22 protein-coding genes and 2 tRNA genes are annotated in these 17,841 nt (G+C 62.0%); 16 read left to right on the forward strand and 8 right to left on the reverse strand.

Annotated elements, in window-relative coordinates; all coding sequences use genetic code 11:
* The first annotated feature begins 47 nt into the window (after nucleotides 1-47).
* From CLU94_RS23460 to CLU94_RS23495, 8 genes are all read left to right on the forward strand, one after another.
* Nucleotides 48-914, forward strand: coding sequence for an urease accessory protein UreD (locus tag CLU94_RS23460; protein ID WP_099667396.1), 867 nt, complete (start codon nucleotides 48-50; stop codon nucleotides 912-914).
* 25 nt (nucleotides 915-939) lie between these two features.
* Entirely contained in the window at nucleotides 940-1,242 is a 303-nt protein-coding gene (locus CLU94_RS23465) for an urease subunit gamma (RefSeq protein ID WP_034751936.1), read from the forward strand.
* Between the two features lie 94 nt (nucleotides 1,243-1,336).
* Nucleotides 1,337-1,666 (forward strand): urease subunit beta, encoded by a 330-nt coding sequence (locus CLU94_RS23470; RefSeq protein ID WP_035819980.1) that lies wholly within the window; start codon nucleotides 1,337-1,339, stop codon nucleotides 1,664-1,666.
* 1 nt (nucleotide 1,667) lies between these two features.
* The gene (gene ureC / locus CLU94_RS23475) at nucleotides 1,668-3,368 is read left to right on the forward strand and encodes an urease subunit alpha (RefSeq protein ID WP_099667397.1); all 1,701 of its coding nucleotides are present in this window, start codon (nucleotides 1,668-1,670) and stop codon (nucleotides 3,366-3,368) included.
* Between the two features lie 13 nt (nucleotides 3,369-3,381).
* Nucleotides 3,382-3,897, forward strand: a complete 516-nt coding sequence (ureE, locus tag CLU94_RS23480) for an urease accessory protein UreE (RefSeq protein ID WP_099667398.1) — start codon at nucleotides 3,382-3,384, stop codon at nucleotides 3,895-3,897.
* Entirely contained in the window at nucleotides 3,897-4,577 is a 681-nt protein-coding gene (locus CLU94_RS23485; protein ID WP_099668456.1) for an urease accessory protein UreF, read from the forward strand. The genes ureE and CLU94_RS23485 overlap by 1 nt, the downstream gene beginning before the upstream one ends.
* A 23-nt stretch (nucleotides 4,578-4,600) precedes the next feature.
* Entirely contained in the window at nucleotides 4,601-5,239 is a 639-nt protein-coding gene (gene ureG, locus CLU94_RS23490) for an urease accessory protein UreG (RefSeq protein WP_070258073.1), read from the forward strand.
* A complete protein-coding gene (locus tag CLU94_RS23495) occupies nucleotides 5,236-5,796 on the forward strand; it encodes a HupE/UreJ family protein (RefSeq protein ID WP_257218960.1) in 561 nt (186 codons plus the stop codon). The genes ureG and CLU94_RS23495 overlap by 4 nt, the downstream gene beginning before the upstream one ends.
* Here the strand turns inward: CLU94_RS23495 and CLU94_RS23500 are convergent.
* Nucleotides 5,793-6,404, reverse strand: coding sequence for a 1-acyl-sn-glycerol-3-phosphate acyltransferase (locus tag CLU94_RS23500; protein WP_099667400.1), 612 nt, complete (start codon nucleotides 6,402-6,404; stop codon nucleotides 5,793-5,795). The genes CLU94_RS23495 and CLU94_RS23500 overlap by 4 nt on opposite strands.
* Nucleotides 6,405-6,653: 249 nt before the next feature.
* Here CLU94_RS23500 and CLU94_RS23505 point away from each other — a divergent pair, with 249 nt between their 5' ends.
* On the forward strand, nucleotides 6,654-6,875 hold the full coding sequence (locus tag CLU94_RS23505; protein ID WP_077406246.1) for a hypothetical protein: 222 nt from the start codon (nucleotides 6,654-6,656) through the stop codon (nucleotides 6,873-6,875).
* A gap of 156 nt (nucleotides 6,876-7,031) precedes the next feature.
* Here CLU94_RS23505 and CLU94_RS23510 read toward each other — a convergent pair whose 3' ends face one another.
* The 5 genes from CLU94_RS23510 to CLU94_RS23530 all read right to left on the reverse strand — a co-directional run bounded on the left by CLU94_RS23510 (nucleotide 7,032) and on the right by CLU94_RS23530 (nucleotide 10,944).
* Complete coding sequence (locus CLU94_RS23510) at nucleotides 7,032-8,096, reverse strand: alkene reductase (protein ID WP_099667401.1); 1,065 nt, start codon at nucleotides 8,094-8,096, stop codon at nucleotides 7,032-7,034.
* Nucleotides 8,097-8,164: 68 nt separating this feature from the next.
* Nucleotides 8,165-8,461 carry an ArsR/SmtB family transcription factor gene (locus CLU94_RS23515; protein WP_034751927.1) on the reverse strand — a complete coding sequence of 99 codons (297 nt, stop codon included), beginning with the start codon at nucleotides 8,459-8,461 and terminating at the stop codon, nucleotides 8,165-8,167.
* A 140-nt stretch (nucleotides 8,462-8,601) separates the two neighbouring features.
* Nucleotides 8,602-9,774: a helix-turn-helix transcriptional regulator gene (locus CLU94_RS23520; RefSeq protein WP_099667402.1), complete on the reverse strand. Its 1,173-nt coding sequence runs from the start codon at nucleotides 9,772-9,774 to the stop codon at nucleotides 8,602-8,604.
* A gap of 73 nt (nucleotides 9,775-9,847) precedes the next feature.
* Nucleotides 9,848-10,423 (reverse strand): hypothetical protein, encoded by a 576-nt coding sequence (locus CLU94_RS23525; RefSeq protein WP_099667403.1) that lies wholly within the window; start codon nucleotides 10,421-10,423, stop codon nucleotides 9,848-9,850.
* Between the two features lie 158 nt (nucleotides 10,424-10,581).
* Nucleotides 10,582-10,944: a DUF1304 domain-containing protein gene (locus CLU94_RS23530; RefSeq protein WP_373610383.1), complete on the reverse strand. Its 363-nt coding sequence runs from the start codon at nucleotides 10,942-10,944 to the stop codon at nucleotides 10,582-10,584.
* 208 nt (nucleotides 10,945-11,152) lie between these two features.
* Between CLU94_RS23530 and sugE the strand changes: the two genes are divergently transcribed.
* Nucleotides 11,153-11,473, forward strand: a complete 321-nt coding sequence (gene sugE, locus CLU94_RS23535) for a quaternary ammonium compound efflux SMR transporter SugE (RefSeq protein WP_034783172.1) — start codon at nucleotides 11,153-11,155, stop codon at nucleotides 11,471-11,473.
* A 23-nt stretch (nucleotides 11,474-11,496) separates the two neighbouring features.
* Nucleotides 11,497-11,826 carry an SMR family transporter gene (locus CLU94_RS23540; RefSeq protein WP_099667404.1) on the forward strand — a complete coding sequence of 110 codons (330 nt, stop codon included), beginning with the start codon at nucleotides 11,497-11,499 and terminating at the stop codon, nucleotides 11,824-11,826.
* A 161-nt stretch (nucleotides 11,827-11,987) separates the two neighbouring features.
* On the opposite strand, the gene CLU94_RS23545 is transcribed toward CLU94_RS23540, so the two are convergent.
* Nucleotides 11,988-12,950: a succinylglutamate desuccinylase/aspartoacylase domain-containing protein gene (locus CLU94_RS23545; protein ID WP_099667405.1), complete on the reverse strand. Its 963-nt coding sequence runs from the start codon at nucleotides 12,948-12,950 to the stop codon at nucleotides 11,988-11,990.
* A 150-nt stretch (nucleotides 12,951-13,100) separates the two neighbouring features.
* On the opposite strand from CLU94_RS23545, the gene CLU94_RS23550 reads away from it, so the two are divergent.
* Nucleotides 13,101-14,213, forward strand: a complete 1,113-nt coding sequence (locus CLU94_RS23550) for an acyltransferase family protein (RefSeq protein WP_180278747.1) — start codon at nucleotides 13,101-13,103, stop codon at nucleotides 14,211-14,213.
* 3 nt (nucleotides 14,214-14,216) lie between these two features.
* Here the strand turns inward: CLU94_RS23550 and CLU94_RS23555 are convergent, their stop codons facing one another.
* Entirely contained in the window at nucleotides 14,217-14,681 is a 465-nt protein-coding gene (locus CLU94_RS23555; RefSeq protein ID WP_099667406.1) for a hypothetical protein, read from the reverse strand.
* Between the two features lie 137 nt (nucleotides 14,682-14,818).
* On the opposite strand from CLU94_RS23555, the gene CLU94_RS23560 reads away from it, so the two are divergent.
* The 4 genes from CLU94_RS23560 to infC all read left to right on the forward strand — a co-directional run bounded on the left by CLU94_RS23560 (nucleotide 14,819) and on the right by infC (nucleotide 17,752).
* Nucleotides 14,819-14,895, forward strand: a tRNA-Val gene (locus CLU94_RS23560).
* 89 nt (nucleotides 14,896-14,984) lie between these two features.
* A tRNA-Val gene (locus CLU94_RS23565) sits at nucleotides 14,985-15,061 on the forward strand.
* Between the two features lie 210 nt (nucleotides 15,062-15,271).
* Nucleotides 15,272-17,179, forward strand: a complete 1,908-nt coding sequence (gene thrS, locus CLU94_RS23570; protein ID WP_099668459.1) for a threonine--tRNA ligase — start codon at nucleotides 15,272-15,274, stop codon at nucleotides 17,177-17,179.
* 12 nt (nucleotides 17,180-17,191) lie between these two features.
* Nucleotides 17,192-17,752: a translation initiation factor IF-3 gene (infC, locus tag CLU94_RS23575; RefSeq protein ID WP_205711303.1), complete on the forward strand. Its 561-nt coding sequence runs from the start codon at nucleotides 17,192-17,194 to the stop codon at nucleotides 17,750-17,752.
* Nucleotides 17,753-17,841 lie beyond the last annotated feature (89 nt).

The raw sequence follows: 17,841 nt of genomic DNA on the forward strand, positions 1-17,841 counted from the left end.
TGGCATGCATCCTGCTTTGTAAATCGTTATTTACACGATTGCAGTGCATGCCAGACAGCCCACATTTCGCAACGCCTTCTGCCGCCAGCGCGCACAGCGCCTGGCAGGCGCATTTGCGCCTGGGCTTTGCGCTGCACGATGGCGTCAGCCGTCTCGTCGAGCGCACGCACAGCGGCCCCCTGCGCGTGCAAAAGCCCCTGTATCCGGAAGGCGATGCCGTCTGCCACGCCATCGTCATCCATCCGCCCGGCGGCGTGGTGGGCGGCGACCAGCTGGCCGTCGACGCCACGGTGGGCGAGGGCGCGCACGCCTTGCTCACGTCGCCGGGCGCCGCCAAGTGGTACCGCGCGAACGGCCATGTCTCGGGCCAGCACCTCGTGCTGCGCGCCGGCAGCGGCGCCGCCATCGAGTGGCTGCCGCAGGAAAGCATCTTCTTTGACCAGGCTTGCGTGCGCCTGCGCCACGAGGTGGAACTGGCGCCGGACGCCGGCTACATCGGCTGCGACATCGTCTGCCTGGGCCGCAGCGCCTCGGGCGAAATGTTCAACACGGGCAGCATCAGCCAGCAGGTGCAGATACGCCGCGGCGGCAAGCTGCTGTGGTGGGAGCAGGGCGTGCTGGCCGCCGGCGGCGCCCTGATGGCCAGCCCGCTGGGACTGGGGGGCCACACGGTGTGCGCCACCCTGATCGCCGTCGGCATGCCCGTTTCTCCCGCCGTGCTGGCGGCCGTGCGCGAGATCGCCGTGCCGGCCGGCGCCGCGTTTGGCGCCACGCACATGAAAGCGCTGGTGGTGGTGCGCCTGCTGTGCGGCGACAGCGAGGCGGCGCGCCGCATCATGCTGGCCGCCTGGCAGCTGCTGCGTCCCGCCATGCTGGGACGCGACGCCGTCGTGCCCCGCATCTGGAACACTTAATCAGGAAAGAAGCGCAAGGAAAACCATGGACCTGACTCCCCGCGAAAAAGACAAGCTGCTCATTTTTACGGCCGCGCTGCTGGCCGAACGGCGCCTGGCGCGCGGCTTGAAGCTCAATTATCCGGAAGCGGTGGCCCTGATCAGCGCCGCCATCATGGAAGGGGCGCGCGATGGCAAGTCGGTGGCGCAGCTGATGTCGGACGGTACAAAAATTCTGTCGCGCGCCGACGTCATGGACGGCATCGCCGAGATGATCCCCGATATCCAGGTGGAAGCGACCTTCCCCGACGGCAGCAAGCTGGTGACCGTGCACCACCCGATACCGTAGTTTTGATTGCATGGCAGGGCGCCATCCGCGCCGTGCCTGTGTGGCGCCGGCGATCCGCCGGCCAGCGTAGAGCGCTTTGACGAAGGAAAATATTATGACCCCAGGCGAATACCAATTGGAAGAAGGCGAAATCAGCCTCAATGCGGGCCGCGCCACGGCTACCGTGGTGGTGGCCAACCGGGGCGACCGGCCGATCCAGGTGGGCTCGCATTTCCACTTTTTCGAAGTCAACCCGGCGCTGGCCTTCGAGCGCTGGCGCGCCTACGGCATGCGCCTCAATATCACGGCTGGCACGGCCGTGCGCTTCGAACCGGGCCAGCAGCGCACGGTGGAACTGGTGGCGCTGGCGGGCGAGCGCAAGGTCTACGGCTTCAATGGGGCAGTGATGGGTGAACTGCAAGACACTCCACCGGGAAAGGATTGAGATGGCCAGCATTCCCCGCAGCGCGTACGCCGAAATGTTCGGCCCCACCAAGGGCGACCGCATCCGCCTGGCCGACACGGAACTGTTCATCGAGATCGAGCATGACTACGCGATCTACGGCGAAGAAGTGAAATTCGGCGGCGGCAAGGTGATCCGCGACGGCATGGGCCAGTCGCAGCGCTGCGCGGCCGAGGTGATGGATACCGTCATCACGAATGCCGTCATCCTCGACCACTGGGGCATCGTGAAAGCCGACATCGGCCTGAAAAACGGCCTGATCTTCGGCATCGGCAAGGCGGGCAATCCGGACATCCAGCCGGGCGTCACGCTCCCCATCGGCGGCGCGACGGAAATCATCGCCGGCGAAGGCATGATCGTCACGGCCGGCGGCGTCGACACGCACATCCACTTCATCTGCCCGCAGCAGATCGAGGAAGCCCTGATGAGCGGCGTGACCACCATGCTGGGCGGCGGCACGGGGCCGGCCGTGGGCACGGCCGCCACCACCTGCACGCCGGGGCCGTGGCATCTGCACGCCATGCTGGCGGCCGCCGACGCCTTCCCGATGAACCTGGGCTTCATGGGAAAAGGGAACGTCAGCTTGCCGCTGCCCCTGGAAGAGCAGGTGCGCGCGGGCGCCATCGGCCTGAAACTGCACGAAGACTGGGGCAGCACGCCGGCCGCCATCGACAATTGCCTGTCGGTGGCCGACCGCATGGATATCCAGGTGGCGCTGCACAGCGATACCCTCAACGAGGGCGGCTTCCTGGAACACACCTTGGCGGCCTTCAAGGACCGCACCATCCACACCTTCCACACGGAAGGGGCGGGCGGCGGCCATGCGCCCGACATCATCGCCGCCGTCGGGCAAGCCAACGTGCTGCCCTCGTCGACCAACCCCACGCGCCCATTCACCGTCAACACGCTCGACGAGCACCTGGACATGCTGATGGTGTGCCACCACCTGGACCCGGCCATCGCCGAAGACGTGGCGTTCGCCGAGTCGCGCATCCGCCGCGAAACCATCGCCGCCGAAGACATCCTGCACGATATCGGCGCCATTTCCATGATGTCGTCCGATTCGCAAGCCATGGGCAGGGTGGGCGAAGTGATCATGCGCACCTGGCAGACGGCGCACAAGATGAAGGTGCAGCGGGGCGCGCTGGCGCCCGACACGGCGCGCAGCGACAACTTCCGCGCCAAGCGCTATATCGCCAAGTACACGATCAATCCGGCCATCACGCATGGCATTTCGCACGTGGTGGGCTCGATCGAAGCAGGCAAGATCGCCGACATCGTGCTGTGGAAGCCGGCCTTCTTCGGCGTCAAGCCGTCGATGATCTTAAAAGGCGGCATGATCGCGGCGGCGCAGATGGGCGACCCGAACGCCTCGATTCCCACGCCCCAGCCCGTGCACTACCGCATGATGTTCGGCGCCTTCGGCGGCGGCCTGAAAAAGTCGTTTACGTTTGTCTCGCAGGCGGCCTACGAGCTCGATATCGGCCATCAGCTCAAACTGAATAAATCCGTCATCGCCGTGAAGAACATGCGCGGCTTGCGCAAGCACGACATGGTCCACAACAGCGCCACGCCGCACATGGAAGTGGACCCGGAAACCTATGCCGTGCGCGCCGACGGCCAGCTGCTCGTGTGCGAGGCGGCCGCTGTGCTGCCCATGGCGCAGCGCTATTTTCTATTTTAGGCAGGAGACAAGCATGCTCACTTTGCATACCAAACTGACGGCAGACGATCATCGCGCCGCCGTCGCCCAACTGGTGCTGCCCTACGACCAGCGCGAAAAATGCCGGCTGCGCGCCGTGCTGTCGAATGGCGAGGATGTCGCCGTGTTCACCGTGCGCGGCACGGTGCTGCGCGACGGCGAACGCATGACGGGGCCGGAAGGAACGGTGGTGCAGATCGTCGCCGCGCGCGAACCGACCTATCTGGTGCAGTGCGCGGACGCGCACACCCTGCTGCGTTGCGCCTTCCATCTGGGGAACCGCCACACGCAGGCGCAGGTGGGCGACGGCTTTTTGCGCATCCGCAAGGACGTGGTGCTCAAGGAGATGCTGGAAGGTTTACAGGCGACGGTGACGGAAGAAAGCGCGCCGTTCGAGCCCGAGGCGGGCGCGTATGGCGGCGGCCATGGCCACCACGATGGTCACGGCCAGCACTTGCTGGCGCCCGTGCCGCTGCGGCAAAAGATCCACCGCCCCGGTGACGCTGCATGATGCAGGCGTCGGCCCTGCTGCATTTGCTGCAGTTCGCCAGCCCGGCCTTGCCGATCGGCGCCTACAGTTATTCGCAGGGGCTGGAAGCGGCGCTGGAGTCAAACCTGGTGACGGATGCGGCCACGGCGCGCGAATGGATCGCCCAGCATCTGGCGCAGGTGGTGGCGCGCTGGGAGGCGCCCCTGTGCTGGCGCTTGATGCAAGCCTTCGAAGCGCAGGATCTGCACGCCGTGCAGCGCTGGAGCGAGCGATTCATCGCTTCGCGCGACACGGCGGAATTTCGCGCCGAAACCATCCAGATGGGATATTCGCTGACCAAATTGCTGGCCGAGCTGGGCGTGGCCGACGGCGTGCTGATCGACATGCTGCAGGGCCAGCCGGAGGTGGCCCTGCCCACGGCCTATGCGTGCGCCGTGGCGGCGCTGGCTATTCCGCGCGAAGAGGCGCTGCTGGCCATGCTGTTTGCGTGGGCGGAAAACCAGGTGCTTGTCTGCGTGAAATCCGTGCCGCTGGGGCAGGTGGCGGGCCAGCGATTGCTGCTGTCGCTGCGGCCGGACTTGGAAGCGGCGGCCCTGACGGCGCAAACCTTGCAAGACGACGAGATGGGCAACTGGACGCCCGGCCTGTCGCTGCTGTCGATGCGGCACGAAGTGCAGTACAGCCGGCTGTACCGCTCCTGAACACTATCACGAGAGACTACAACATGACATCGATTACCTCAAACCCTCTGCGCGTCGGCATCGGCGGCCCCGTCGGCTCGGGCAAGACGGCCCTGTGCGAAATGCTGTGCAAGGGCATGCGCGAACGCTACGACATGGCTGTCATCACGAACGACATCTATACCAAGGAAGACATGGAAATCCTGCTGCGCGCCGATGCCTTGCCGGCCGAGCGCCTGATGGGTGTGGAAACGGGCGGCTGCCCGCACACGGCCATCCGCGAAGATGCGTCGATCAACCTGGAAGCCATCGCGCGCATGCAAGCAGACTTTCCGAATCTCGACTTGATCCTGGTCGAATCGGGCGGCGATAACCTAGCCGCCACCTTCAGCCCGGAATTGTCGGACTTGACGATTTACGTGATCGACGTGGCTGGCGGCGAAAAGATCCCGCGCAAGGGCGGGCCCGGCATCACGCGTTCCGATTTGCTGATCATCAACAAGACGGATCTGGCGCCCTACGTGGGCGCCAACCTAGACATCATGGCGCAGGACGCCAAGCGCATGCGCGGCGAGCGTCCCTTCGTGTTTACCAACCTGCGCAGCGGCGACGGCGTGCAGATCGTTATCGATTTTATCCGCGAGCAAGGTTTGCTCGATCAACCAGGCAAGGAGTTGCAATGAGAGCAAGATTGATGAAGAAAACGGCCGCCGTGGCGGCGCTGTTCCTGCTGGCCTTGCCCGCCATGGCCCATCCCGGTCATGGAGAGAGCGCCGGCTTCCTGGCCGGTTTCGCCCATCCGTTCACGGGCATCGACCATTTGCTGGCCATGCTGGGCGTGGGCATCTGGGGCGGCCAGCAGCGCGGCGGCCTGGCCCAGCCCGTCACTTTTCTCGGCATGATGCTGCTGGGCGCGCTGGCCGGCATGGTGGGATTGACGGTGCCGGGGCTGGAAACGGGCATCGCCGCCACGGTGGCGCTGGTGGGGCTGGCCATCGCGCTGGCGCTGGCCTTGCCGAACTGGCTCGGCATGGGCCTGGTGGGCGTGTTTGCCTTGGCGCATGGCAATGCGCACGGCCAGGAATTGCCGGCCGCCTCGGCCGCGTGCGGCTTCATGCTGGCCTCGGCTGTCTTGCTGGGTGCGGGACGTTTCCTGGGCCAGGTATTGGCCGAGCGCATGCTGCGCGTGGCCGGCGTGGTCTTGACGGCCGCCGGCGTGGTGTTGATGGGACTGAATTAAGAACCGGGACGGCGCTCCGACAGCACGATGGGCGCCGCCTTTTCCGGGTGCAAGCCCTGGTGGCCCGCATACACGGCGGCGATGGCGGCCATGTCGGCATCCTTGTCGCCCGTCAAATATAAATGGTCGACGACGCCCAGCACCTTGTTCGGGTAGTCGATGTACACCAGCAACAGCGGTACCTTGGCCGCCACGGCCAGGTGATAAAAGCCGCTTTTCCAGTTCGGACGGTAGCTGCGCGTCGCTTCCGGCGTGATGGCCAGCCAGTACCAGTCGGCGGCCAGCATGCGTTCGGCCTGGCGCTGAATGGTGCCGCTGGTGGTGCTGCGGTCGACGGGTTCGCCGCCCAGGTAGCGCAGCACCTTGCCCATGGGGCCGCGGAACAGGGAATCCTTGGCCAGCCAGCGGAAGGGCAGCGACAGCGCCCATTTGCCGAACAGGCCCACCATGAAATCCCAGTTGGACGTGTGCGGGTAGACGACGGCGATGCCGCGCGGCCCCGGCAGGGGACGGAAGCGCATGCGCCAGCCAAACAGGTGCAGCACGCGCAGCGCGCAACGCTGGTGCCAGGTCGGCAAGTCGCCCGCTTGTACAAATAAATCGTCCATTGATACCCTTCAGTGACACTGTTCTTAATGGGATGGCGCTGGTGGCCATTTTCCTTGAAGCAAAATTCTGCGCAGGCATTCTATACGGGGCTGGCGATGGCGACAAGCAGCCGAGGCCGCTATTCATGCGGTGTCGGGGCCGTTGCTGCTGCTATTTTAACGATGCTTGACCTGCGTGTCGGGCACTAAATGCGCACAATGTGGTCAAAACTTCATGCAGTGTTGATCCACCCGACAGGGAGCCATGGCATGAAAAACAGCATCGATGAGGTGAATGGGGAGAATGTGCGAACGGATAAGGTGATGGCCGAGCTCGTCGAGCGGGGCGTCGCTTTCCATCACGCACTGGGGCGGACGGTGGCGACAGCGTATTTGCGCGAGCACGCGGTACCGGTCGAGGTGATACGCCGCGTCTTCAGCAGCGTGCAGGCGCGCCGCCCGGCCCGGCCGGCACGGCGCCGATGGCGCTGAAGGTGAGGGAACGGCGCGGCGGCGTCAATAAAAAAGCGGCGGACGCGGCGATCGTCACGCAGTCAGTGCGTTGGTATCGTTGCGTCCGCCGCCAGGGGGGGAATGGGCGGCGCAGTGCCGCTCAGGGGGCTTTCAGGGTGCCGCTCAGCTTGCCGTTCAGGCTTGTGCCGCCAGCGCCGGGTAGTCCGTGTAGCCGGCAGCGTCCGGCGCGTACAGGGTGTCCGGGTTCAGCGGATTCAAGGGTGCGTCGCTGTGCAGGCGGGTGGGCAGGTCGGGGTTGGCGATGAACCACAGGCCAAAGGCGACGGCATCGGCTTCGCCCTTGGCCAGCAAGGCTTCGGCCGCTGCCTTGTCCATTTTCTCGTTGGCGATGTACACGCCGCCGAATTCCTGCTTCAGGTACGGACCCAGGCGGTCTTCGCCCAGCGCTTCGCGGGCGCAGATGAAAGCGATGCCGCGCTTGCCCAGCTCGCGTGCCACGTAGCCGAAGGTGGCGCGCGGGTCCGAGTCGCCCATGTCGTGCGCGTCGCGGCGCGGCGCCAGGTGCATGCCCACCTTGTCGGCGCCCCAGACTTCGATGCACGCGTCCGTCACTTCCAGCATCAAACGGGCGCGGTTTTCAATCGAACCGCCGTAGTTGTCGGTGCGCAAGTTGGTGCTGTCTTGCAGGAATTGGTCGAGCAAATAACCATTGGCGCCATGGATTTCCACGCCGTCGAAACCCGCTTTTTTTGCATTTTCGGCGCCCAGGCGGTAGGCTGCCACGATGCCGGGAATTTCTTCCGTATCGAGCGCGCGCGGCGTGACGAACTCCTGTTTCGGGCGCACCAGGCTCACGTGGCCGGCCGGTTTGACGGCGCTGGGCGCCACGGGCAAGTCGCCATCGAGGAAGACGGGGGCGGAAATGCGGCCCACATGCCACAGCTGCAGCACGATCAGGCCGCCAGCGTCATGCACGGCCCGGGTGATGTGTTTCCAGCCTTCCACCTGTTCCTCGGACCAGATGCCCGGCGTGTCGGCGTAGCCCACGCCCTGCGGCGTGACGGCCGTCGCTTCCGAGATGATCATGCCGGCCGAGGCGCGTTGCGTGTAGTACTCGGCCATCAGGGCGTTGGGCACGCGGCCCGGATTGCCGGCGCGCGAACGCGTCAGCGGCGCCATGATGATGCGGTTTTTCAGTTGCAGACTGCCAATGGTGATGGGGTCGAATAAAGTTGCCATGATTATCATTTCCTTGTTGGGGCCGGTCGAGCGGCGTTGAGACAGAGTTATCGAGATGAAAGCTGTGCTTACAAACCTTGCTGCATGTGATCGAGAAAGGCCTGGATGGTGGCTTCGTTGCGGCTGAAGAAACTCCATTGGCCCACCTTGGTTGCGGAAATCAGGCCCGCCTTTTGCAAGCTGGCCAGGTGCGCCGAGACCGTCGATTGCGACAGGTTCAGGCGGCGGTCGATCAGGCCGGCGCACACGCCCAGGTGCAGCGGGTGGTCCTGCTCCTGGAAATACTGTTCCGGCTCCTTGAGCCATTGCAAAATCTGCCGGCGCACCGGATTGGCCAGCGCCTTGTGGATGGCGTCGATATCCATATTGTTTCTCCTGAACATACAATTCGCTTTTCAGCGATGTATATATCGTAGTTATTCAATTCTAATATCGCTGTTTTACGATATATCTATCTTACGATATAAATGAAAAGCGTGCTGGCGGCGCGCGTTTTTGAACGGATTCAGGCGGGAAGGGGATTGCGCTGCAGCACGGCCGGGCTCGTCAACACGATGCGCACCAGGTCCACCTGGCGCTGGGCGCCGGCCTTGGCGGTGGCGCTCTTGATCTGCGTGCGCGCCGTGTGGATGGAAATGCGCTGGCGTTCGGCGTATTCCTGCAGGGAATAGCCATTGACGAGCGCTTCCGTCAGGCGCGCCTCGGCCACCGTCATGCCATAGAAATTGCGCAGGGTGGCGGCCAGGGAGGTGATCAGGTCGCTGCTATCGCTGAGAAAGACGGCGATGGCGCTGGCCGAGCCGAACGGACTGTGCCAGGAGGGCAGGGGCGTGACGCGCAGGCGCAGCTGTTCTCCCGTCAAGCCGCTCAGGTTGAGCACGCCGCCGGGGCCGCCTGCCGCCGCCGTGCCCGTTTGCGCCGCCTCATGCAGCATGCGCCGCAGCGCGCCGTTGTCCGCTTCTCGCGGGCAATACAGGGGCGCGCCTTCACGCAACTGCAGCAGCCGCGTCGAGGCCGTCATGGCCAGCGCCCGCTCGTTGGCGTACAGCAATTGCGACGTGGCGTCGAGCAGCAGCACGCCAAACGGCAGCAATTCCAGCACCTGGGTGGAACTCCGGGACAGCACTTCCAGCCGACGCAGCTTGCGCTGCAGGGCAAAGGCCGTCTGCAAATGCGGCATCAGGCTGCGGATCAGCGCCAGTTCGCCCGCCTCGTAGGCGCCCGCCCGTTCGCGGCGCACCACGGTGACGTTGGTGGAGCGTTCGGCGCGCAATTCGACGATGGCCGCCGCCGTATAAAAGATGTCTTGCGGGCGCAGCCAGTCGTTCCAGTATTCGGTTTTCTTCAGGCAATGGTCGGGAAACAGCATGGAGCCGGTGACGACGGCGCCTTCGTGGTGCAGGGTGGCGTCTTCCAGCCAGACATTGCGCGCGCCGTAATAGCTGGCAAAGCTGGCCATGGCATCCGTTTCGAAGCCATAGGTGGCGGACAGGCCGCTGCCGGGCAGCTGGACGTCGACCGAGCGGTTGTTGAAATCATTGGCCCAGATCAAACCCGCGTGCGATTTCAGCTGGCGTGCAAAGGCGGCAAGGAAATCTTGCCATTGGATATGTTGTGTGGCCGCTTCGTAGATCAGGGTAATCAGTGCCTGGCTGGCGACGGCGAGCGATGGCGTCATTGGCGATCCTCATGGCGGCAAGCGGTGGACAAGGCATGGCGCGGGCGGCCTTGGCAGCGGCCGCCCGGCTTCCCTAGCGCGATTCCAGCCAGCTTTTGCCGCCGGAGGTGCACGTGCTGAGGCTGGCGTACTGGCTCACATAGTTATAACCGCTGCCGCAGCCCCCTTCGCCGGATTTGACAGGGCCGTAGCAAGCGCCTTCATAGCTGAGCTTACCATTGACGGTGGTGCTTTTGACACAGAAATTGTAGTTGCTGGCCACGGTGTTGTTGGGCAAGGTGGCGCCGTTGTTTTGCCCGCAGCCGAGTTCCTTGCTCACGGAGCGCGCGTAGTCGACCATTTTCTGGTACGTGCCGCTGTAGTAGGTATCCGCCTTGGCCTTTTCGCCCTGCTTGCAGGCGGCGATCACGCTGTCATAGCCGGAATCGGCCTGGGCGTAGTTGCCCGATACCTGGATGCCGCAGGCGCTGGCTTGCTTGCGTTCCGTATCACTGATCAGATTGTTGTACTGGCAGGTGGACGAGGTGCCGCCGCTGGCGCTGGTGGAACCGCCGCCCGAGCCACTGTCGGCGCTGCCGCCGCCACCGCAGGCGGACAGCATGAGGCAGCCGAGCAAAGTGACGGCAAAGGTGGTTGGATGTGCTTGCATGATTTTCCCTGTGGACGGTGACTTGCCACCATGTGTCTGGTGGTATCTTTGCTACAAGGAATTGTATCGGGCATGTTTTTTGGAAACATCACCCATTTGGGGTATGCGCCGGCGGCATGGAGTGGGGTAGGGCGGCCGGCTGGCCGCCCCGGCGGGGATCAGGCGAAGTGGAACAGCAGCAAGGCGATGACGGCAGGCACCGTCTGCAGGTAGAGGATGCGCGTCATGACGGTGGCCGCGCCCCATGCGCCGGCCACGGCGATGCACGCCAGGCCGAACACGGTAAACGCATGGGCGATAGCCGCGTCCGGGTGAAAAAAGCCCAGCGCCAGCGCCGCGACGAGAAAACCGTTGTAGCAACCCTGGTTCGACATGGCGGGACGCACGATCTCCGCTTTTTCCTTCGACAGGCCAAACACCTTGCGTCCGCGCACATCGAACAGCACGGTTTCCAGCAGCACGATATACACGTGCAGCAGCAGGATGAGGGCGGTAAGAATCTGGGCCAGTAGCAGCATCATTGTTCCCGAGAGTGTATGGATGCGCCAATTATGCTGCCAAGTGCATGTTTTTTGGCAACTTTCGATTGGAGCGGCCGCACTAGAAAAATGTGCTGGCGGCAAGCCTTTTCACCCGATGGTATACTTTTCCTTTTGCTCCTGTGGGGACGACCCCGCTCGATGACGGGGCTGCATGGCGGGGACGACCCTGCCGCCTCAGGAGAGTACGATGGCGTGGATTATTTTGGTATTGGCTGGTTTGCTGGAAATCGGCTGGGCCATCGGCCTCAAATACAGTGCCGGCTTTACCCGCCTCGTGCCATCCGTGCTGACGGCTATTTCCATGCTGGGCAGCGTGGTGATGCTGGGCCTGGCCTTGCGTACCTTGCCGCTGGGCACGGCGTACGCCATCTGGACGGGCATCGGCACCGTCGGCACGGCCATCTTCGGCATCATGGTGCTGGGCGAACCGGCCAGCGCCGCGCGCATCGCCTGCATCGCCCTGATCGTGTCGGGCATCCTGGGCTTGAAATTGCTCAGCCCCCAATAAAGGATGCCAGCATGAGTCTCGCCATGACGTATTTCTACCTTGCCATCGCCATCATCGCCGAAGTGATCGCCACCAGCGCCTTGAAGGCGTCCGACGGCTTCAGCCGCTTGTGGCCCAGCGTCATTACCGTGCTTGGCTACAGCATCGCCTTCTGGTGCCTGTCCCTGACCTTGAAGGTCATTCCCACCGGCATCGTGTACGCGATCTGGTCGGGCGTGGGCATCGTGCTCATTTCCGCCGTCGGCTGGTTCTGGTTCAAGCAAAGCCTGGACACGCCGGCCCTGATTGGCCTGGGGCTGATCATTGCCGGCGTGCTCGTCATTAACTTGTTCTCCAAGTCGGTCGGGCACTAAGAGCCTATCCCAGTAGATGAATACATCCCCTGCTGGCGCCCCTCAGAAGCGGGGACTGCGTTGATCGTCGTCGCGTGGCTCGCCACGCGTCCTCCTCACGCCTTGTCCGCGCTCCTGATGAACTGCCAGCAGATGACGCTCCCTACTGGAATAGGCTCTAATCAAAAGCTGCTGGCAACCCGCGCCAGGTAATACCACTCGGCATTGGCCGCCGCATTGACGTCGGGGAACAGGATATAGGCGTCGAATTCGGCCGTCACGGGCGTGCCGTCTGCGCGCACGCCGATCTGCTCGCCCTGTTTGACCTTGTCAAAGCTGGACCAGGTCTTGATGAAGCGGTCGCTTGCATGCAGTTTGTCGTGCACGACGACCATGTTCAGCGCTTCCATGTCGGCGTCGGCGATGGCTTCCGGTTGCGGCACGTCAATGAAACCGAGGAAAGCCAAGGTGTTCATGATGGCGCGGTAAGCGACATCCGGCGCGGCCGGGTCCGCGTGCTGGCCGCATTCCAGGGTGAGCGCATAGCCGCCCGTCGAGCGCATGTATTCGGTGGTGCCCACGCCGTAGCGCAAGACCAGGCCCACCTGGTCACTATTGCCCAGGCGGCGCTGCACGCCCTGGCCATACGCATGCAGCCAGCCGTCGACGAAGCGGCGCACGCCCAGGCGGCGCGCCAGCGCGCGTTCCTTTTCTTCATGTTTAAAAGGTTGCAGCGGGCCGTCGTTGTTGCGCGGTCCCACCATGACGAAGGGTTGGCTGTCGGCATTGAATGAGTGCAAGTCGAGCAGCACGTCGTGCTGGCCCAGCAGCGGGCACAGCCAATTGGCGATGCGGTCTTCGAAATCTTGCGGATCGTCGTTCGGGAACAGGTTGCGGTTCAGGTTGCGGTCGCCGCTGCGCACGCCCTTGGCGTAAGCGAGCGGGTTGGTGATGGGCACGAAAGTGACGCTGCCGGCCACGATGGACAGGGCGCCGCTGTCGAGTTCAGCCATCACGCGGTGGATGCCCTTGGTGCCGCAGGTTTCATTGCCGTGCACGGCGCCGGTGACGATCAGGCGCGGGCCGCTGCCCTGGCCCGTGTAGTTGATGGACTTGAAGTGGAGTGCGCTGCTCATGCTGGACATATCCTATTGGTATCAGGGAAGGGAAAGCGGGGTCGGCATATTTTAGCGGGATTCGCGGCAGGCACCCGTAAAAATGTCGCCAGGAATGTACCCATCGCCCACCCCGGCATGGCATGATCGGCGCCAATGTTGTTTTCCCTTGCCGATTCCATGACCAGTACGTCCCATCCTTCCCGCCTGTACGGCCTCGACACCTTGCGCGCGCTGGCCATCGTGCTGGTCTTCATGAACCATTATGTGTTGTTCGTCAGCGAGGGCGGGGCGTTTGGTTTCTGGGGAGAAATCGGCTGGACGGGCGTGGACCTGTTCTTTGCCCTCAGCGGCTACCTGATCGGCAACCAGATCTTTGCGGCCTTGCGCAGCGAGCAAGGCTTTTCCTTGCCGCGCTTCTATGCGCGCCGTTTCCTGCGCACCTTGCCCAGTTTCTATGCCGTGCTGGCCCTGTATTATTTGTGGCCCGCGTTTCGCGGCGATAGCGCGCTACTTCCCCTGTGGAAATTCCTGACGTTTACGCAAAACATCAATCTGACGCCGGGCACGGCGTTTTCCCATGCGTGGTCCTTGTGCGTGGAAGAGCAGTTCTACGTGCTGCTGCCGGCCGTGGCGCTGGCGATCGCGGCTTGCCGCAAGTCCCTGCTGTGGGCGTGGGTGGCCGTGGCCGCCAGCTTTATCGTCGGCATGCTGCTGCGTGCTTATCTGTGGGATGAATACGTGCACGTGCCGCGAGGCGGCCTCGGCTATTACAAATACATTTATTACGCGTCGTGGTGCCGTTTCGACGAGCTGGTGGCGGGCGTGGCGCTGGCGCTGCTGAAAAACTACCACCCTGGCGCCTGGCTGCGCCTGACGTCTTATGGCAATCGCACCTTGCTGGCGGGAATCTTTGGCACGGCGCTGATGTTTTACGTGTTCGTCGCCGATCACTATGGTTATTGGGTGACGGTGTTCGGCTATCCGGCCCTGGCCGCCAGTTTTACCTTATTGCTGATCGCCGCGCTGAGTCCTGCCAGTGCTTTGTATCAATTGCGCGTGCCGGGCGCGGCCAGCCTGGCCCTGTGGTCGTATGCGATTTACCTGCTGCACAAGCAGCTGTGCATCCTGCTACGGCCCTTGTTGCAAGACTTTGGCTACGGGCCGGATGGCCTCACCGCAATACTGGTCAGTATCGCTGTCAGCATCGCCACGGGCTGGCTCTTATATAGATTGGTGGAAACGCCGTTCATGCGCTTGCGGGCGCGCTATGTTCCCGCGAATCATGCGTGACGATTACATGTCGATCACGTCCAGTCCCCGCGGCGTGCCCACCAGCAGTTCCAGGATGGCATGCACGCGCAGGTTCGTCTCTTCATGTGCAGTGTTGAAGATCAGGGCGCGCAGGCCAGGCACGGCTTCCATGATGTGCTCGCTGGCGTAGGCATTGATCAATAACAAGACCAGGTCCGTGGCGCCTGCGCCCGGTTGGCGCCGCAGCCGGTCGTGGATCACGTTCAGCAGTGCGCGCTGCATGCGCGGCGTGGGATTGGTGATATAGGCGAAGACGCTCGGCGTGTTGGCGATGGCTGCGCAGAGGCGCCGTTCCATCTCGTCGGGTTTTACGTCGGAGGCGATATCGAAATACGCGGCATCCCAGCGCGTGCGCGCATACGGGTGGCCGGGCGGGAAAGAGTCGGCCGTTTCAAAACCGCAGATGCGGCTCAGGGTTTTCAGCCAGGCGAATAGGGTGGAGTTCATGCCGCGATTCTAGCGGCATTCCGCGTGTGCCGGGCCCTCTCTATATAAAGGGGGCTGACGCCCCGAGAAATGATTAAAGTTTCCTGTAAAAGAGCCCTTGTCATTCTGGGAAAGCCTCTCTATAATGCTGGTCTTCGGGGCGGTTAGTTCAGCTGGTTAGAATACTTGGTCGACATCCAAGGGGTCGGGGATTCGAATTCCTCACCGCCCACCAGAATTTAGCAGTAAGCAGTTTTCAAGAGTTTTAAGCTGGCGCAAGCCGCAAGCGGTCATTTGAAATACAATGATCAACAAAAGTTTTACGGGCGGTTAGTTCAGCTGGTTAGAATACTTGGTCGACATCCAAGGGGTCGGGGATTCGAATTCCTCACCGCCCACCAGAATGCAGTTAGAGAGAAAGGTAAAACCGGTTATGACACCGCGAACTACTACCAAGCTTTGGGAGTGACGCTAGTCGAACGGGTTTCCTTTGTCTCAAGAAAGTGAAAAACGCGGCTAGTCCGCGTTTTTTTGCGTCTGCGTTTTCCTTTCAGTTATTTGCCCATCACATTGCAGTTTTACCTGGCGCCAGCGCCGATATGGAGATCAATATGCTTACAATCCGACTTCCCGATGGTTCCGCCCGTCAATTTGACGGCCCGGTCACCGTGGCCCAGGTTGCGGCCAATATTGGTACCGGCCTGGCCAAGGCTGCCCTGGCCGGCAAGGTCGACGGCAAGCTGGTCGATACGTCCTATCTGATCGAGCAAGACGCGGAACTGGCGATCGTGACGGACAAGGACGCCGATGGCCTGGAAGTGATCCGCCACTCGGCGGCCCACTTGCTGGCGTATGCCGTCAAGGAATTGTTCCCGGAAGCGCAAGTGACCATCGGTCCCGTGATCGACAACGGTTTTTACTATGACTTCGCCTACAAGCGCCCGTTCACGCCGGAAGACCTGGTCGCGATCGAAAAGAAAATGGCGGAACTGGCCAAGAGGGATGAGCAAGTCACGCGCAAGGTTGTCGCGCGCGACGAAGCCATCGAGTACTTCAAGGGCATCGGCGAAGCCTACAAGGCTGAATTGATCGGTTCGATCCCGGCCGACCAGGAAGTGTCGTTGTATTCCGAAGGCAAGTTCACGGACTTGTGCCGCGGCCCCCACGTGCCATCGACGGGCAAGCTGAAAGTCTTCAAGCTGATGAAGCTGGCTGGCGCCTACTGGCGCGGCGACTCGAAAAACGAGATGCTGCAGCGTATCTACGGCACGGCCTGGGCCAAGAAGGAAGACCAGGAACTGTATCTGCATAACCTGGAAGAGGCGGAAAAGCGCGACCACCGCAAGTTGGGCAAGCAGCTCGATTTCTTCCATTTCCAGGAAGAGGCGCCTGGCCTGATCTTCTGGCACCCGAAAGGCTGGTCGATCTGGCAGCAAGTCGAGCAATACATGCGCAATGTGTACCAGGTCAATGGCTACCAGGAAGTCAAGGCGCCGCAAATTCTCGACCGTGGCCTGTGGGAAAAAACCGGCCACTGGGATAATTACCGTGAAAACATGTTTATCACGGAATCGGAAAACCGCGCCTATGCGCTGAAACCGATGAATTGCCCTGGCCATATCCAGATTTTCAACAATGGCATGCGCAGCTACCGCGACTTGCCATTGCGCTACGGCGAATTCGGCCAATGCCACCGCAACGAACCGTCGGGCGCCTTGCACGGCATGATGCGCGTGCGCGGCTTTACGCAGGACGATGGCCACATTTTCTGTCTGGAAGAGCAGATCGCCGGCGAAGTGACGGCGTTCCACCAGCAGGCGATGGATGTGTACACGGCTTTCGGCTTTACGAATATCGACGTGAAACTGGCGCTGCGCCCGGATAACCGCATCGGTACGGAAGAGTCGTGGGATTTCGCCGAGGAATCCCTGCGTTCGGCCCTGCGCGCCTGCGGCGTGGAGTGGACGGAATTGCCGGGCGAGGGTGCATTCTATGGTCCGAAGATCGAATACCACCTGAAAGACAGCCTGGGCCGCGCATGGCAAGTGGGCACCGTGCAGATCGATCCGTCGATGCCGGGTCGCCTGGGCGCCGAATATGTGGCCGTGGATAACACGCGCCAGGTGCCCATCATGCTGCACCGCGCGATCGTCGGTTCGCTGGAACGTTTCATCGGCATCCTGATCGAACACTATGCGGGCGCCATGCCGCTGTGGTTGTCGCCGGTGCAAGTGTCGGTGTTGAATATTTCCGACGCTCAAGCCGATTATGTACAGGAAGTTACAACAAAACTGCGCAAAGCGGGGCTGCGCGTACAGGCTGATTTGCGTAACGAGAAGATTACCTATAAAATACGTGAACATTCCGTACAAAAATTGCCTTACATCTTAGTAATTGGCGACAAAGAGCGGGATGCGAATACAGTGGCCGTGCGGGCGCGGGGCAATGTCGATCTGGGCGTCATGTCCGTCGATGCCCTGATTGAGCGACTCAAACATGAAGTCGACACCAAGGCCTGACGAGGAAACTCGCTGCACGACCGTCTTACAAGATTTTTAAAGGAAATTACAATAGCTACTGACAAGTCACATCGCATCAATGGCGAAATCACTGCCCCTGAAATGCGTTTAAGCGGGGTCGATAACGAGCCACTCGGTATCGTAAGTTTGGCTGAAGCCTTCCGCCTGGCGGAAGAGGCAAACGTCGACCTGGTGGAAATTGCGCCTACCGCGCAGCCACCGGTGTGCCGTTTGATGGACTACGGCAAATTTAAGTATTCGGAGCAAAAGAAAGCTCACGAAGCCAAATTGAAGCAAAAGATCATCCTCGTGAAGGAAGTCAAATTCCGTCCGGGGACTGATGATGGTGACTACAATATCAAGTTGCGTAATCTCATCAAGTTCCTCGAAGATGGCGATAAAACCAAGATCACCTTGCGTTTCCGCGGTCGTGAGATGGCGCATCAGGATATTGGCTTCCGCATGCTGGAACGTCTGAAAGCCGATCTGGAGCCGTACGGCCAGGTCGAGCAGTTCCCGAAGATGGAAGGCCGCCAAATGATCATGGTTCTTTCGCCTAAGAAGAAGAAGTAAGATACAATAGCGTTTTACTGTGGGTGGAAACTGCTCGCGCCGGCATTGGCGCGGTGTCAAACCCCAGGCAGAATTTGCGCGGCCCGGTC

This window comes from Janthinobacterium sp. 13 (assembly GCF_002749695.1).
Lineage (GTDB): Bacteria > Pseudomonadota > Gammaproteobacteria > Burkholderiales > Burkholderiaceae_D > Janthinobacterium > Janthinobacterium kumbetense.